Origin of the sequence: Halomonas sp. KG2 (assembly GCA_030440445.1) — a bacterium.
Taxonomy (GTDB): Bacteria; Pseudomonadota; Gammaproteobacteria; order Pseudomonadales; family Halomonadaceae; genus Vreelandella.
The window spans coordinates 960,380-978,438 of record CP098528.1 but is presented as its reverse complement, the minus strand read 5'-3'; the positions used below and the strand labels follow the sequence as shown (position 1 = coordinate 978,438).

Sequence of the window (18,059 nt, the reverse complement as noted above, 5' to 3'; positions counted from 1 at the left end):
ACGATTGGCGTGGGCATTAAGTTCGGCGTAGCTGAGGCGCTGCTCAGCGAAGATTAGTGCCGTGGCCTCTGGGGTTGCTGCCGCTTGGCGCTCGATCAGGTGATGGATAGGCGGAACATCGGAGTAATACTGAGGGTTTACTCCCCATGCCTGTAATTGAAGATGACCGCCTTTATCAAGCAAATCAATATCGCCTAGTGCTCGTTCTGGAATCTCTGTCAGAGCCTCTAGAACGGCGACATAGTGCTGCGCTAGGCGTTCAATTGTAGTTGAGTCGAACAATTCTTCAGCGTAAACGAAGTTTGTCTCCAGGTAGCCATCCGCACGCTCCACCACATCAAGCGTTAGCTCGAACTGCGCCTCCTTCTTCTCTAGTGGCCAACTGCTCAGTTCCAATCCTGGTAGCGTCTGCAGCGCGCCATGATCCTGCCGTTGGTGACTGAACATCACCTGGAACAGCGGTGTGTGGCTCAGACTACGCTCCGGCTGCAGTGCCTCAACTAACTGTTCGAAGGGTAGATCCTGGTGCTCCTGTGCGCCCAGCGCTGCGCGTTTACCCTGTTCCAACGCCTCAACCAAGCTCTGGCGACCATTCAACTGGTTGCGCAGTACCTGTGTATTGACGAAGAGGCCCACCACTCCCTGGGTTTCCGTTCGGTGGCGGTTGGCGATCGGTACACCGACCCGAATATCTTCCTGCCCAGTATAGCGATACAGCAGCGCTTGGAAACCTGTCAGTAGCGTAATGAACAGAGTGGCACCCTGCGCCTGGGTTAGCTGGCGGAGCCCGCTAATCAGTGATTCTGGGAGCACCATTTGGTGGCGTGCAGCGTGATAATGCCCATCGTTGCGACGGGGCCGATCAGTTGGCAGTTGCAGTACCGGATGTTCGTCACCCAGCTCCTGCTGCCAGTAGGCAAGCTGGCGTTCCTTCTCACCCGCTTCCATCCATTGACGCTGCCATACTGAATAATCGGCGTACTGAATCGGTAAGGATGTTGGTTGCCAAACCTCACCCATCACACGAGCGCAGTAGTCGGCAGCAAATTCATCGATGATCAACTGTATCGACCAACCATCAGAGACAATGTGGTGCATCACCACCACCAGCAGGTGCTCCTCTTTAGCTAAACGCAATAGCCCCACCCGCAACAGCGGCCCCTGCTCTAGATCGAAGGGAGCATCGCAGAGCTGTGTAACTTGATTCTCTATCGCTACTTCACGCTCATGCAACGGCATAGGGCTTAGATCAACCTCGTGCAATGCGAAGTCGCTCTCATCTTGTACCTCTTGCGTCGCCCCTCCTTCGCCATCTTCACGGAACAGGGTACGCAATGAATCATGGCGTGCCACCAAGGCTGCGAAGCTACCCCGCAATGCTTCAGAATCGAGCGAACCCTTAAGGGTTAGAGCGCCAGTGATATGGTAAGCGCTGCTCTGAGGATCCATGCGCCAGAGAAACCACTGGCGAAGCTGGGCATAAGAGGGCGAGCAATTTTTCTGTTGTGATGAAGGGCGAGAAAGAATTGGGAACTGGCCAATCCCCAGCCCTTGAGTACGAATTTTGTCGTAAACCACACGGCGCTGCTCGGCCGACAATCCAGAAAAGCGTTCCGCAATACGATGGGTATCGATGTTACTCATTGAACGGTATCCATGCTGTCGATGAAGGAATCAATGTCAGAGAGCGACTGCTCTAAGGAGTGTCCGCTGCTTAGCGTGGCAATACACTCTGCTAGATCGCGCAACAGTGGCTTCTTAAACACCTCGGATAGTTGGAGCTCGACTTGCATATCAGCTTGAACTCGAGCCACCACTTGCACAGCAAGTAGCGAATGCCCTCCGCGCTCAAAGAAGCTGTCATTACGCCCTACACGTTCTGCCTCTAACACTTCGGCCCAAATCGCCGCTAGTTCTTCTTCCACCTCGCCCTGGGGAGGCTCGAACTGCGAGCCACTGGCCAAATCCGGCTCGGGCAGCGCCTTACGATCCACTTTGCCATTGGCATTCAGCGGCAACGCATCTAGCACTACCATCACTCCCGGCACCATATAGTCCGGCAACTGATGTCCCAGTCGCTCGTGTAATGCACTCGTGTCGAGTTCGATGCCAACTTGTGGAACCACATACGCCACCAGCCTCAAACCACCTGGGCCTTCTTGTGCCACCACTAGCGCCTCTCGAACCTCCGGTTGAGCCAGTAGTCCGGCTTCGATTTCCCCCAGTTCGATACGGAAGCCGCGGACTTTCACCTGATGGTCAATGCGCCCCAGGTACTCGAGTTGGCCGTCTTCATGCCAGCGCACTAGGTCACCAGTGCGATAGAGCCGCTCTCCTGAGCCAAACGGGTCAGCCACGAAACGCATCGCTGTCAGGCTGCGACGGTTCAAATAGCCTCGTGCCAAGCCTGCTCCTGATACGTAAAGCTCCCCAGGAACTCCTATGGGGGTATAATTAAGATGGCTATCCAACACATATGCACCGAGATCCGGGAGGGTAATCCCTATAGGACTACGCTGACCTGTCAGATCATCAACTGTCACACGCCGATAAGTGACATGCACTGTGGTCTCAGTGATGCCATACATGTTGATCAGGCGGGGATGATCATCACCGAAATGCTCAATCCAAGGGCGCAGGCTTTCCGGTTCCAATGCTTCCCCACCGAAGACCACTACACGCAGCGCTAAGTCTTCCGTGTTATAGAGATCGGGGGTAGCCATCAGTTGCCGGAAGGCAGAAGGCGTCTGGTTTAGTACTGTCACTTTTTCCCGGCATAGCAGCTCAAGGAAATCCTCCGGCGAACGGCTAACCCAGTAGGGCACTACGACAAGTTTTCCGCCCGTGCACAGCGCACCAAATACCTCCCACACTGAGAAATCGAAGGCGTAGGAGTGGAACATTGTCCAGGCATCCTGCTCGTCGAAATTGAACCAAGGTGCGGTAGTATCAAGCAATCGCATAACGTTCGCATGACATAGCTGCGCCCCTTTAGGTTGCCCTGTGGAGCCCGAGGTGTAGATCACGTAAGCAAGATTTTCGCCGTGTAGCGCCACGTTTGGATTGGTCGACGCATGATGCGTCACATCCAACTGATCCAGTTCGATGACATTCAGGCTTTCAGCTACTGGTAACGACTCGCGAAGATATTGCTGGGTAAGCAGCAGCTCGATGCCACTGTCCTCGACCATATAGGCCAACCGATCACTCGGATAATCTGGATCTAGCGGTACATAAACACCACCCGCTTTGAGGATAGCCAGTAGCCCCACCACCATCTCGATGGAGCGCTCAATGGCAATGCCCACCCGGGTCTCAGGCTGTACTCCCATCCCAATCAGATAGTGCGCTAAGCGGTTGGCACGAGCGTTGAGTTCGGCATAGCTGAGTGACTGATCTTCAAATACTAGCGCCGTGGCCTCTGGGGCTGCCGCAGTTTGCCGTTCGATCAGGTAATGAATTGGAGAAGTGTCGGAATACTGTTGCGTATTCTCTCCCCATTCGCTCAACAACTGCTGCTCGTACTTTCCTAGCAGGCTGATCTCACTTATCGCTTTCTGCGGTGCCATTTGCAGGTTCACTACGATGCCGACCACAGCTTCTTTCATGTAATCACACAACCGCTGCGCACCGATTGTACGGCTAATCTGACCCACCAATTGGAAACCATCCCCTAGGTCATTCACCGACATCCCAACGGGATAGTTAGTACGCTCTTGCCCGCCTAGAATCTCCATACCTTGCCACGTCGGAGTGGCATTTCCTTCCTTTTCAGGTGTACCCAGGCGGTAGTTCAACAAACTCGAGAACAACGGTGTGCCTCCCGGTAAGCCACTGCAACGCTGTGCCTGGCCAAGGCTGGCATGTTCGTGGTGAATTAACTCAGAAAGGGCAGCATGAGTTTGTCGCAGACATTCATCGGTACCTTGGCAACCCAGTGAGATGCGCAACGGTAACGTATTAATAAATATTCCTAGTGCTCGTTCGGCGCCTTCGATGCCTTGCATACGTCCAGATAACACCGTGCCAAACACGACGTCGTCCTTGCCGGCGGCCTTGGCAATTACCAGCGACCAAGCGAGATGGAAGAAGGCCGCCACGCTGACGCCGTGAAGCCTAGCCTGATGGCGGATCGCCGCCGCTAGCTCACCATCGATAACCAGTCGCTGCTCGTCGATGTTGTCACCGTCCCCCATAACGTCGTTGAGACCGAAGGGCAGCGTACCCTCGTCAAGATCGCCAAAGCGACGGTGGAAGTAAGCCTGGTGTTCGCTGTCAGACACACCCAAGCGAGCCTGAGCGATGAAGTTGCGAAATGGCACGGGCTTTGGCAATTCTGCGGAACGCCCCTGTTCAATCAGGGCGATCTCTTTGACGGCCTGCTTGACCGTCATGTTGTCATCTACTAAGTGATGAATAAGTAACTGCAGCAGGCAACCACCATCGATTGTGTCCTCAATAGCCACGGCTCGCATCAAGGGCGCCTGGCGCACATCGATCCGGCAGTTCCCGGGGTCGGCGGCGTGACGCAACCGTTCCAGTGGAGACAGTTTCGAGCCTTCAATGTCGTCGTCGGATGCCTTTTCGAGCCACTCCACCACCAGCGCTGCCTGACGAAGAACAACCTGAACCGGTTCGTCGAGCCCTTCCCAGAAAACAGCGGTACGCAGGATGTCATGACGCACCATCACTTGGTTAAAGCCGTCGATAAAACGTGTCATGCGGTCGCGATCGTCGAAGCGCATGGCGTAGGAAGTGATATAAGCGTCACGCTCGGCGTGCAGCCGGTGATGAAAGAGAATCCCCTCCTGCAGCGGCGCCAAGGGATAGATGTCCTGGATGTTGGCGCCACCGCCCGGCACCGTCGACTCAATGCGCACGATCGCTTCCCGGTCGAGCGATACCAGAGGGAGCATCCAGGGTTCGAGGGTTTCACAGTGCTCGGGAATTAGGTTGGGCGGAACCTCCACCTTACGGAGGCTGTTAGCCGCTTCTAGCACCTGCGCGAAATCGCTTAGACGCGGATGTTCAAACACTTCACGGATGGCGATGTCCCGGCCACGTTCACGCAAACGCGCAATCAGCCGCAGCGCGAGCAACGAATGCCCGCCTAACTCGAAGAAATTATCGTGCCGGCCGACCCGCTCGATTTCCAGTACTTCACACCAGAGCGCTGCCAGGCTGACTTCCCACTCACCGCACGGTGCCTCGAACTCGCCATTCCCGACAGCCACGTCAGGATCAGGCAACTCAGCACGGTCAAGCTTGCCATTGGTAGTTAACGGCAAGGCATCCATAGCTACCAACGCGCTAGGTATCATGTGGTCGGGTAGGTGATGACACAGCTGTTTACGTAGAGCATTAGTATCGAGTTCGGCCTCAGCTTGTGGAACCACATATGCCACCAGCCTCGAACCACCTGGGCCTTCTTGGGCAATCACCACCGCCTCACGCACTTCCGATTGAGATAGCAGTTGTGCTTCAATTTCCCCCAGTTCGATACGGAAGCCGCGGACTTTCACCTGATGGTCAATGCGCCCCAGGTACTCGAGTTGGCCGTCTTCATGCCAGCGCACTAGGTCACCAGTGCGATAGAGCCGCTCTCCTGAGCCAAACGGGTCAGCCACGAAACGCATCGCTGTCAGGCTGCGACGGTTCAAATAGCCTCGTGCCAAGCCTGTTCCTGATACGTAAAGCTCCCCAGGAACTCCTATGGGGGTATAATTAAGATGGCTATCCAACACATATGCACCGAGATCCGGGAGGGTAATCCCTATAGGACTACGCTGACCTGTCAGATCATCAACTGTCAGACGCCGATAAGTGACATGCACTGTGGTCTCAGTGATGCCATACATGTTGATCAGGCGGGGATGATCATCACCGAAATGCTCAATCCAAGGGCGTAGGCTTTCCGGCGCCAAGGCTTCACCACCGAAGACCACCACACGCAAAGCTAGGTCTTCCGTGTTATAGAGATCAGGGGTAGCCATCAACTGCCGGAAGGCAGAAGGCGTCTGGTTTAGTACTGTCACTTGTTCCCGGCATAGCAGCTCAAGGAAGTCCTCTGGCGAACGGCTAACCCAGTAGGGCACCACGACGAGTTTCCCGCCCGTGCACAGTGCCCCAAACACCTCCCACACTGAGAAATCGAAGGCGTAGGAGTGGAACATTGTCCAGGCATCTTGCTCGTCAAAATTGAACCAAGGTGCCGTGGTATAAAGTAATCGCGTCACGTTCGCATGACATAGCTGCGCCCCTTTAGGTTGTCCTGTGGAGCCCGAGGTATAGATCACATAAGCAAGATTTTCACCGTGTAGCGTCACGTTTGGATTGGTCGACGCATGATGCGTCACATCCAACTGATCCAGTTCGATGACATTCAGGCTTTCAGCTACTGGTAACGACTCACTAAGATGTTGCTGGGTAAGCAGCAGCTCAATACCGCTGTCCTCGACCATATAGGCCAACCGATCGCTCGGATAATCGGGATCTAGTGGCACATAAGCACCACCCGCTTTGAGGATACCCAGTAGCCCCACCACCATCTCAAGGGAGCGCTCAACAGCGATACCCACTCGGTTCTCGGGACGCACGCCTAGTTCGATGAGGTAGTGAGCCAAGCGATTGGCACGGGTATTGAGTTCGGCGTAGCTGAGTGACTGTTCTTCAAATACTAACGCGGTCTTCTCAGGGGCCGCCGCAGCTTGGCGCTCAATCAGGTGGTGAATCAGCGCAGCGTCAGGGTAGCGTTGAGAACTTTTCCCCCATTCCTGTAACTGGAGGTGCTCGACTTTACCTAGCAGACTAATCTCTCCCGCTGGCTGCTGCCGTTCGGTTTGCAGGCTTTCCACGATTCCGGCCACGGCCGTGCTCAGGTAATCACATAGCTGCTGCGCGCCGATCAAACGGCTAACCTGTCCTACCAGTTGGAATCCGTTACCCAGATCATCCACCGACATCGTGATCGGGTAGTTGGTGTGCTCCTGGCCACCCAGCACCTCCATGCCTTCCCAGGGATGAACGAGTCTTCCCTCTTGCTGGGGAGCGCGGTAACGATAGTTCAGCAGGCTCGTGAATAGAGGAGTTCCACTGGACAAGCCACTACATCGCTGCGCTAGCCCAAGGCTGGCATGTTCGTGATGCATCAGCTCAGAAAGGGTATCATGGGTGTGGCGCAAGCACTTATCTACCCCCTGGAAACCTGCCTTGATACGCACCGGCAGAGTATTAATAAACATTCCCAGCGCCCGTTCAGCTCCCTCTACCCCCTGCATACGCCCGAACAACACCGTGCCGAACACCACATCATCCTGTCCGGTGGTTTTGCCCAGCACTAGAGCCCAGGCTAAGTGGAATAGGCTTGCCGTGCTCACTCCATATCGCTGCGCCTGCTGACGTATCTGTTGGGCCAGCTCCGGCTCTAGCAGCAGTCGTACTTCTTCGATGTCGCTGCCATCGCCACGAACATCCATCAGTCCAAACGGCGCAGTGGGCTCATCCACGTCACCTAAACACTCTCTAAAGAAGGCCTCATGCTCCTCAGGGCTTACCCCCAGCTTTGCCTGTGCCACGAAGTTGCGGAATGGAAGTGGCTTGGGCAACTCGTTCTCACGACCTTGCTGTATGAAGGATATCTCGGCTACTAAAAAGTCAAGAGTCGCGTGATCCATAATCAAGTGATGGCTGGGTAGTTGCAGCAGCCATCGCCCCTGCTCAGCATCTTGTGCAGCAATCGCCCGAACCATAGGTGCTTGACGTACATCAATGCGATACTGCTCTGGATCGACATGGGCATTTAGTCGCTCGGAAACGCTGCACGAAACACCGGTTTCTTCCAGTTCCAGCCACTCCACCTCTAGTGAGGCGTGCCGGTGCACCACTTGTACTGGTTCATGAAGCCCTTCCCAGAGCACTGCTGTGCGCAAAATATCGTGACGGGTAATCAGTTGATTGAAACCAGCAACAAACTGCTCAAGCCGTTCCTGACTATCAAAACCAAGTAAGCAAGGGAGTACATAAGTGTCACCCTCTTCCTGCAACCGATGATGGAACAGGATGCCCTCCTGCAATGGCGCCAGAGGGTAGATATCCTGGATATTGGTCGCTCCGCCTGGCACTGCATCTTCTATGCGACTGATTTCATCAGTATCCAAATCGATCAGTGTCAGCATATCCGGCTGGATCGACTGACAATGCTCTGGAATCCTATTGGGCGGTACAACCAGTTGTTTCCTATTAGGCTCTAGGGACAGTGCCTTGGCGAAGGCCGCCAATTCGGGCGACTGGAACAGCGTTCGTACTTGAGACTCAAGGCCTCGAACCCGCATACGCTCGAGCACACTCAGTGCCAACAGCGAGTGCCCCCCTAGCTCGAAGAAGTTGTCGTGACGCCCTACCCGCTCGACACCCAGCACCTCGCTCCAAATCGCCGCTAGCGTCTCTTCCGTCTCACCTTGGGGTGGCTCATATTGCGCGCTACTGGCGAAGTCGGGCTCGGGCAATGCTTTGCGATCCACCTTGCCGTTGGGCGTTAGTGGTAAGGCATCGAGCATTACCACTAAACTTGGCACCATATAGTCGGGTAATACCTGCCCTAGACGCTCGCGTAGCTCTGCCGTATCGATCGACTCATGTGGCTGGGCGACGGCATAAGCCACTAACCTGGCGCCTCCTGGCCCTTCCTGGGCCACCACTACCGCTTCTCGTATAACATCGAATTCCACCAGCCGGGACTCTATCTCTCCCAGCTCAATGCGCTGGCCCCGTATCTTGACCTGCTGATCGGTGCGGCCGATGTACTCCAGCACACCATCAGTGCGATAGCGGGCCAGATCACCCGTCCGATAGAGCCGTTCTCCGGGCACTTCAGCATACGGGTTGGGCACGAAGCGATCCGCCGTCAGCTTCGGCTGATTCAGGTACCCCCGCCCAACACCGACACCGGCGACATATAGTTCGCCGCTCACCCCCATAGGTAATAGGTTTAATTGACTGTCGAGAACGAGTAGCTGGGTGTTATCAGCCGGTTTGCCGATCGGCACCACGGCTAAGTGCTCGTCATCGCCGCTTCGCAGCAAGTGCAGGGATACGTCATCGGCGCATTCTGCAGGGCCGTACGCATTGACCAATGGGATCGCCGGGTAGCGTGCGAACCATTGGCGGACTAGCTCAGACGTGGAGGCTTCGCCCGTGGGCAGCAGCCAGCGCAGTGCTAGCAGGTCGACTGGGGCAGTGTTCAACATTCCCTGGATCAGTGCGGGTACGCTTTGCAGTATCGTGACGCCGTTGTCGTGCGCATAAGGAAGCAACGCACTGGGGTCGCGTGCAATCTCATCAGGCACGATCTCGATGCTGGCGCCACACAACAGCCCCGCCAACGTTTGCCAGACGGAGATATCGAAACTCAGCGCTGCGGTCTGGGCAATGACATCGCTGGCCGACAGATCCAGGTAGGGAACCTTGCTCAATTGGTTGTTGAGCATGCCACGATGGCTAACGACGACACCCTTGGGTTCACCGGTCGAACCGGAGGTATAGATGATATAGGCGGCCTGATCAGGGTGAGCCGTTACAGCGGCATCCCCCTCTAGTCTTTCCGCCGTGACGAGATCCTCGAACACTATCATCCGCGGCGGGTTGGGCATGGATTCAAGCACAGTTTCGAGGCGCGGTGTTTGCTCAGCAGTGGCAACCAAAACCGATGCATGGCTGGACGCCAGCATATCGGCGATACGCTGATCAGGAAGTCGGGTATCCAGCGCTAGATACGCACCGCCAGCCTTGAACGTACCCAGAATCATGCTTGGCAACGCTAGGCCGCGCTCGGCATACAGGGCTACGACATTATCCTTCTTCACCCCTGCTTGCCGCAGTGCTTGGGCAATGCGATTGGAGGTGTCCTCTAGCTGATCATAAGTGAGTGTGTCTCCCTGATGGCGAACGGCAACTTGGCGTGGATGCTGTCGTACCTGCTCACGGAACAGGTCGATATAACCTCGCTCAAAGGGATAAGCAACCGACTGCCCTGTACATTGCGCCCGCTGTGTCTCCATCTCATTAACAGGCAATACGTCCAATTCATGATAGGGAGCATCAGGCCTGTCAATAATGTGCAAGAGAATTTGACGGAAGCCCGAGAGCAGCCTCTCGACCTCGGAATCGTCAAACTTACGGGCGTCGTAGGAGAGCTGCAGCATCAATTGCTCGCCAGGCACCACCACTACGGTCAAGGGGTAATTGGTGTGGGTGCGGTTGCCCTTGATAGACACATGAAGATCATGGATTTTCTCCGTTATGCTGGCATCTATCGGCGCATTTTCGAATACAAAGAGGCTATCGAATAGATTGCGTCCTTGTGACTGCTCTCCCAACGATTGAATTTCGACTAACGGTAGATGCTCGTATTGACGCATCTCCAGGTTTTTCGCCAATAGCCCATGCAGCCAATCAAGGACAGATGTTTGCGGCGAAGGAGCTGACACACGCAGAGGGATCGTGTTGATAAACAGCCCCATCGTCTCCTGTATGCCCTCCAGTTCTAGCGGGCGCCCAGCCACTGTCACGCCGAATAGGATGTCATCTACCTGGGAAAGCCGCCCTAACAGCAGTGCCCATGCCCCTTGTACGATCGTATTGACAGTCAATTGATGCTGTCGGGCAACGTTCTGTAGCTCTGCACTCTCATCGTGGGAGAGCGAGGAGAATACATCAGCCACCGTGGCAACACTGTCGTGCGAACCGTGCGGCTTAAGATAAGGAATCGGCGTTATCTCATCGAAACCTTCAAGCTCATGTTGCCAATAGTTGCGTAGCACATTGGCATCCTGCTGCTGCAACCAAGCGATAAAATCACGATACGGCCTTGGTTGCGTCAACTCGTAATTCGTCCCGAGACGATAGGCATCGTAGTAGTGGAAAAAATCGCTGAGCAACAGGGAGCGGCACCAGGCATCCATCAGAATATGGTGGAAACTCTGTACGACGTAGAACAGGTTCTCCGCCAGTTGAATAAGGCGTACCTTTAGCAATGGTGGCCGTTCCAGGTCGAAGCCATCATCAAGCTCCTGACGCAATAACACCGCCAAGCGCCGATCGGCCTCATCCTCGTCAATACCGCGCCAATCGATATATTCCACAGGTGAAGGAATTTGCCGATACACCACCTGCAACTGTATCTCTTCGGTTTGCCATACAAACCCTGTACGTAGAACCTCATACCGTTCGCCGACTCGCTGCCAGGCTTTCTCGAAAGCATTGACGTCGATAGGCGAAGCAAACCGGTAGCGATCCTGCATCATGTACATACCAGCGCCTGGATTGAGCAGGGTATGCAATAGCAGCCCTTGCTGCATCGGCGCCAACGGGTAGATGTCCTCAACATTGGCGACATCCAATCGCAAGCCGTCAAGCTGCCCTTGACTCAGCCCCGCCAACGGGAAGTCCGAAGGCGTTGCGCCACGAACGCCACTAGCACAGTGCTCAATCAATGCCTCTAGTTGCGCTTGGAAGCTTGCTTGTAAGGCATGTATCGCTGCCTCGCTGTGAATCTCACAACTGTAATTCCAGTCAAAGCACAGTTGGCCTTCCTGAACCCAGGCTACCACCTCAATCCATGTACGGCGTTGGCTTTGAGGCGAGCGAGTTTGCCCCGCGCGCTCTTTGGCGAGCCGCCAGTCAGCATCGTCCGGTAGAGTACGGTCTAACTGTCCTAGATAATTGAAGGTAACCTGGGGGTAGGCACCACCGACCAGCGCGGGCTCCTCTTTCAAATAGCGCAGCACGCCGTAGCCGAGTCCCTTGTCGGGCACTTGGCGAAGTTGCTCTTTGATTGCCTTTAGGCTCGAACCCGATCCCCCATTACTTGGGGTCAGGCGAACCGGGTAGAGCGAGGTGAACCAGCCTACGCTGCGACTGAGATCGACACCCTCGAACAGGTCTTCGCGACCATGGCCTTCCAGTTCAATCAGTACGCTATCTCTCTCTGCCCATTGGCACAGGGCGCTCGATAGTGCAGTGAGGAGCAGGTCATCCACCTGGGTGCGGTAGGCTTTATGCACAGGCCCCAGCAGTTGCGTGGTCGCTTCGGTAGGCAAGCTGCCAACTAGCGATGCGGTGTCGGCGACGGTGTTGCTGCCATGGGGATTACGTGCCGGTAGGCTAGGCTCTGGCTCTTTGACAAGGTCCTCCCAATAGGAGCATTGCTCAGCCAAAGCCTGCGATTTGGCATAGTCGGCCAGGGCACGCGCCCACTCATCTAGCGAGGTGGTTGCCGGTGGTAGGTCGACTGTCTTTCCTGCACTTAACTGCGCGTAGGCCGCTTGCAGGTCGTCGAGGATCACGCGCCACGAGACGCCGTCTACCACTAGGTGGTGAGCCACTAGCAGCAATCGCCCGCCGCGCTCGCCTCCCAGTGCCATCCAGATAGCACGGAACGGCCGCGCCAAACTCAGACTGCGTTGCGCAGCATCAGCAGCCTGGGTGATGGCCTGCGCCGTATCCGCATGATCGCTTACATCCACGTGCTCGAAGAGATCGTCGGCTAGCTTGCCATAGGCTTGTTGCCAGCTATCGCCAACGCGTTCAAAGCGCAGCCGTAAGGCGCTATGGTGATCTACCACTGCCTCAATGGCACGCCGTAGCAGCGTGGTATCTACACCACTGACCGCTTCCAGCATCAACGACTGATTCCAGTGGTGTGGCTCGGCAAAGTTCTGCTCGAAGAACCAGCGCTGTACCGGCAGCAGCGCAAAGGAAGCAGCCTTATTGGGCGCAGCCGCTTGTTTAGGAGCGGTAGCAGCTAGAGGCGTGGCCATCGCCGCCACGGCGGCCACAGTCTGCCCTTCCATCAACTGCTTAGGCGTTACCTTGTAGCCACGTTTACGCGAACGCGCGACGATTTGCAGACTGAGGATTGAGTCACCACCCAGCTCGAAGAAGTTGTCGTTGCGCCCCACCTGCTCGCAGCCGATTACGTCGGCCCAGACTGCGGCTAGGGTTTCCTCCGCTGCTCCCTGGGGAGCTTCGAATGCTTTACCACCACCCGCTTGTACTGGCTCGGGCAGCGCCTTGCGATCTAACTTGCCATTGGCGGTTAGCGGTAAGGCATCTAGCCGTACTATGGCACTGGGCACCATATAGTCCGGCACGCGTTCGCCAAGCTGCGCGAGTAACGCGGCGTCATCGATGTCGCTTCCGGCTGCCATAACCACGTAGGCGAACAGTTGCGCACGGCCTTCCTCGTTTTCCCGCGCTACCACTTCGGCCTCCGCGATGCACGGTTGATCGCGCAGCAGGGTAGCGATTTCGCTCGGTTCAACCCGATAGCCGCGAATTTTGACCTGATCATCCACACGGCCAAGGAACTCCAGGCTACCATCGGCCAGTTGGCGCACACGATCACCGCTGCGATAGAGCCGCTCCCCCGCATGGAAGGGGCTGGCAACGAAACGTTCCGCCGTTTGCCCCAGGCGCTGTAGATAGCCTTGAGCCAGCCCAGGGCCACCCAGGTAGAGCTCACCGGCAACACCCTTCGGCACCGGATTAAGCCAGGGATCAAGCACATAGGCCCGAGCATTGGCCAGCGGTGTGCCGATCGGCAGTGTGCTGGCACCACGATCGGCCATGTCGGCTTGCTGGGTGAGAATGCCTACCGTGGTTTCCGTGGGGCCGTAGTGATTAAGCACTTGGCAGGTTGGCTTAAGCTCGGCGAGACGCTCCAGTAGCGCCCAGTCGGTAGCTTCGCCACCCAGAATCAAGCGCTCTTGCGGAAGTACATCCGCTGGGCTTGCGGCACTCAGCAGCGCCCGCAGGTGGCTGGGCACAATCTTGAGCACATCCACCTGCTGTTCCCGCATATAAGCCGCAAAGGCATCCGGGTCGAAGGCGCACTCGGGAGAAATGAGGTGCAAGGTGCGGCCGGTGCACAAGGCACCAAACAACACCGTATGCCCCAGATCCGCCGCCACCGTCGACACCATAGCCAGGTTGTGGGCATCCTCTGGTAGCGCCAGCGCCTCCAGAACGCCCTGCACATAATTGGCCAGAGCACCGTGACTCACCGCCACCCCCTTGGGCTTGCCCGTGGAACCAGAGGTATAGATCACATAGGCGGTCTGCTGGGGATGAATGACGGGCAGTTCGTGCTCTACGGCAGCCGGAATATCGTCGATAAACGCCAGCTCCATTACCGGAATGTCATCACTCCAGCCGCAAGGCGTGCTGCTCAGTAGTAAGCGAGCGCCACTGTCAGCCAATTGATAGGCCAAGCGGTCGCTCGGCAGTTGTGGATCAAACGGTACGAAAGCCCCGCCCGCTTTGAGTACGGCGAGAATGCCGAGCACGTACTCGCACGAACGCTCAGCGTGAATGGCAACACGCACCTCGGAACCAACGCCTTTTGCGATTAGTGCCTGTGCCAGATTCTGGGCTTGGGCATCCAGGCTGGCATAGGTATAACGGTACTGCCCGTCGTTTACGGCTAACTCATCAGCATGAGCTGCCACCACTTTCGACAGCAGGGTGGGTATAGCCTGAGTGAGAATCTCGCTTTGGTTTCCTTCCAGCACGGAGATAGGCTCAGGTAGCGGCAGCATCGCAGTGTGAGACCGCGGATCAGCTACGACCTGCTCGGCCAGGAATCGGAATGCCTGGCAGAAACGCTCGATCGTGGTGGCATCGAATAGCTCTGCGGAGTAAGCGAATAGACCTGCTATTCCCTCGGGCTCATCGCAAAAATCGAGACTCAGGTCGAAGTGAGCAATACCCGTGAATACCTGCTCGGCTTGAATGGCCAGGCCAGCCACGTGACGCTCCGCCTGCCACATTTCCTGCTGAGTACACTTCACCTGAAATAGCGGATGTACCCCCGGTTGCCGTTCTAGCTGTAGCGCCTCCACCACTTGATCGAAGGGGACATCCTGATGCAGCTGGGCATCGATCAGGGTAGCGCTCACCTCATCTAACAAACGTTCGAAATTTCCAGTGGGATCAATCTGAGTGCGCAACACAACGACATTGATAAGGTACCCAATTAAGCCCTGAAGCTCGGCTTTATTCCGATTGGCAATCGGCGCCCCTACCTTGATATCTGTCTCACCACTAAAGCGATACAACGTCTGCTTCAATAGCGCCAAGATCACGGCGTAGAGTGAAACGTTTCTTTCACGGGCTAGGCTACGTAGCTGCTCGCTCAACTCACCGGGAAGCGTAAAGCGCAGCTGGCCTTCGCTCGGTGCGGACATCGCTTGGCGTGGGCGATCCAAGGGCAACGCTAGCGGGGGATGATCCCCGGAGAGGCGTTCACACCAGTGAGCAAGTTGGCCCTGCCGCTCACTACTGTGCTGCTGACGCTGCTGCCAAACCGCATAATCTGCGAACTGTATTGGCAGTGGTGCAAGCTTGGCTTCTTGCTGTGTACACGCGCCTTCATAAAATGCGCATAGATCATCGATGAGCACCTGTACTGACCATCCATCCCCAGCAATGTGGTGCTGCACGACAGCTAACACATGGTGCCCCGTGGACAAGCGGTAGAGAGCGACGGTTAAGGGAGGTGCCTGATCCAAGGCAAAAGGCTGCCGGGCCAGTTTGGTGAGTGCGTCATGCAGTGCCTGCTCCCGTTCATCCACGGTATCACCGAGCATCTCGTTACAGATCAGCTCAGGATGCCAATCCTGCGCTAGCCGCTGAACAGGTTCTCCCGCCTCATTCAAGGGGTAGTAAGTACGTAAAATATCATGTCGTTGTACGAGGGCCTCCAGCGCTGCATTGAGCGCTGTTGGTTCCAACACCCCCTTGAGATGCAGTGCCCCTGCCATATTGTAACCAGCGCTCTGGGGATCAAGTTGCCACGTCAGCCATAGGCTGCGCTGTCCTTCCGACAGCGGTATGTCGCCTTGGCGCTGATCATCTTCAAGACGGGGGATGGCCATCCCTCGTTGATCCGATGATGCCGCCAAACGTGCTTCGATAGCGTTAGCCATGGCAGACAAGCGCGGTTGCTCGAACAGCGAGTGCAGAGATAGCTCGACGCCCCAGTAATCACTGATGATGGCGGCTAGCCGCACCGCCGCCAGAGAATTACCACCGCTGGCGAAGAAATGAGCATCGCTGCCTAGCGGCTTACTTTGCGACTGGGTGTCGTCATCCCCCAGCACCTGGTGCCAGAGCTTCGCTAACGCTTGCTCCGTTTCGCTTCCAGCTTCCGCAGTAGAGTGCGATGACTTTCCACCACCAGCATCCTCATCGCTGCCGCCACTGACAAAACGCCCAAAGGCGTGAATGGCGTAGGCATCCAGGCTACCCGCCTCCCAGCCTTGGCGGCAGGTGCTGCGCTGCAATTTACCGCTGGAGGTTTTGGGAAGGCCACCTGGGTTGAGCAGTAGCACTACCGAAAGCGGCTCATGGCAAGTGCTCCCCACTGTCTCGCTTAGCGCTTCGACCAACTTCTCGGCGGGCACTAGCTTCTGTATGCCGCGGGAGACTTCTGCCGCAATGCCAATCCCTTCAGCGCCTTCCGGCGTGGTCACTGCAAAGGCCGCCACGCGCCCTTTGCGCACTGCTTCCACCTCGGCTTCGATAGCGCTCTCGATATCCTGTGGGTAGACGTTATGGCCGCGCAGAATGATCAGGTCTTTAATACGCCCAGCGATATACAGCTGCCCTTCGTGCAGAAAGCCCAGATCGCCGGTGCGCAACCAGCGATCATCGCGGGCGTCGTGGTTCTGTGCATCAGCATCATCGGTGCGCTGCCAACTGACCCCATCGCGGGTAACAAAGGCTTGCGCTGTTGCTTCTGGGTTCTGCCAATACCCGTGCGCCACGCTAGGCCCATTGACCCAGATCTCGCCGACTTCACCACTGGGCAGCGAGTGAAGCCCCTCAGGGTCGACAATATCGATAGCGTGACCGGGTTCCGGTGTACCGCAGCCCACCAGGGTGTTGCCTTCAACCGCTGAGGCAGCCTTTCCCTCGGCCAGCGACTGTTGAGAAAAAGCCGTGCCTACCACGCCCGTACCGCGCGAATTACAGCTAACCAATAGCGTCGCTTCGGCCAAGCCATAACAGGGTGCTGCGGTGTCAGCGGCAAAGCCCGCCGGGCGGAAGCGTTCGATAAAGCCAGTGAGGGTATCGTGGCGTACCGGCTCGGCGCCTGAGAACGCAACCCGCCAGCTGGATAAGTCGAGCGCCTCAAGCTGCTCGTCGCGGATACGCTCAAGACACAGCCGGTAGGCAAAATCAGGGCCACCGCTAATGGTGCCCCGGTGGCGGGAGATCGCTTCCAGCCAGCGTACCGGCCGCTGTAAAAAGAAGGTGGGGCTCATCAATACCGCAGGGATACCGCGATAGATGGGCTGCAGCAAGCCACCGATCAGCCCCATGTCGTGGTAAAGCGGCAGCCAACTGACGAAAACATCGTCGGCACCAATCGAGAAGCCCGTCTCAATAGCACGCTCGTTCGCCATCAGGTTCCCATGGCTAACCATCACCCCTTTGGGAGTGGCCGTGGAACCTGAGGTGTACTGTAAAAAGGCGAGATCACCACGCTTTGGGCGATGCTCAATCCAGTGTTCAGCGCGGCTCTCATCTACGGCATCCACGGGGATCAGTTCGGCGCTGCCGAAGCCTTCGCTTGCAGATGCGACCACATCGATAATCGTTGTAGAGGTGAGCACACAGGCGGCCTGGGAGTCGGCGGCAATGGCGAGCAGGCGTGCCAGATGTTGCTGCTTGGCCGACTCCGGAGGAAAGACCGGCACGGCAATCACCCCGGCATATAAGCAGGCGAAGAACGCCACCACATAGTGCTCATCGTTATCCAGCAGGATCAAGGCACGCTCACCAGCCGGGAACCGCTGTTGGAGCTCGCTGGCCAGGGCGCGGGAACGCCGTTCCAGGGTGGCGTAGTCAAGGGTGGTCTCACCTTGTGCGTTCACTACAATCAGCGCCCTGTCGCTGGGCCTTTCCTGGGCCAGGCGACTTAAATGCTCAACGAAGCTGTGGTTAACAACGTTATGGGACGGGTGGCTGTTCATTGTCTGAGCGTGCCTAATATTCAT

At 56.6% G+C, this 18,059-nt stretch carries 2 protein-coding genes (1 of these 2 cut by a window edge); both read right to left on the bottom strand.

The features are described 5' to 3' along the window. Window positions 1–1,644 carry the 5' end (the start) of a non-ribosomal peptide synthase/polyketide synthase gene (locus NDQ72_04575; GenBank protein ID WKD29229.1) on the bottom strand. 12,024 nt of this gene lie to the left of the window's left edge, so the window shows 1,644 of its 13,668 coding nt (coding positions 1–1,644); it begins with the start codon at window positions 1,642–1,644; its stop codon lies off the left edge, out of view. After that, window positions 1,641–18,059, bottom strand: a complete 16,419-nt coding sequence (locus NDQ72_04570; GenBank protein WKD29228.1) for a non-ribosomal peptide synthase/polyketide synthase — start codon at window positions 18,057–18,059, stop codon at window positions 1,641–1,643. Before NDQ72_04570 ends, NDQ72_04575 begins: the two co-directional genes overlap by 4 nt.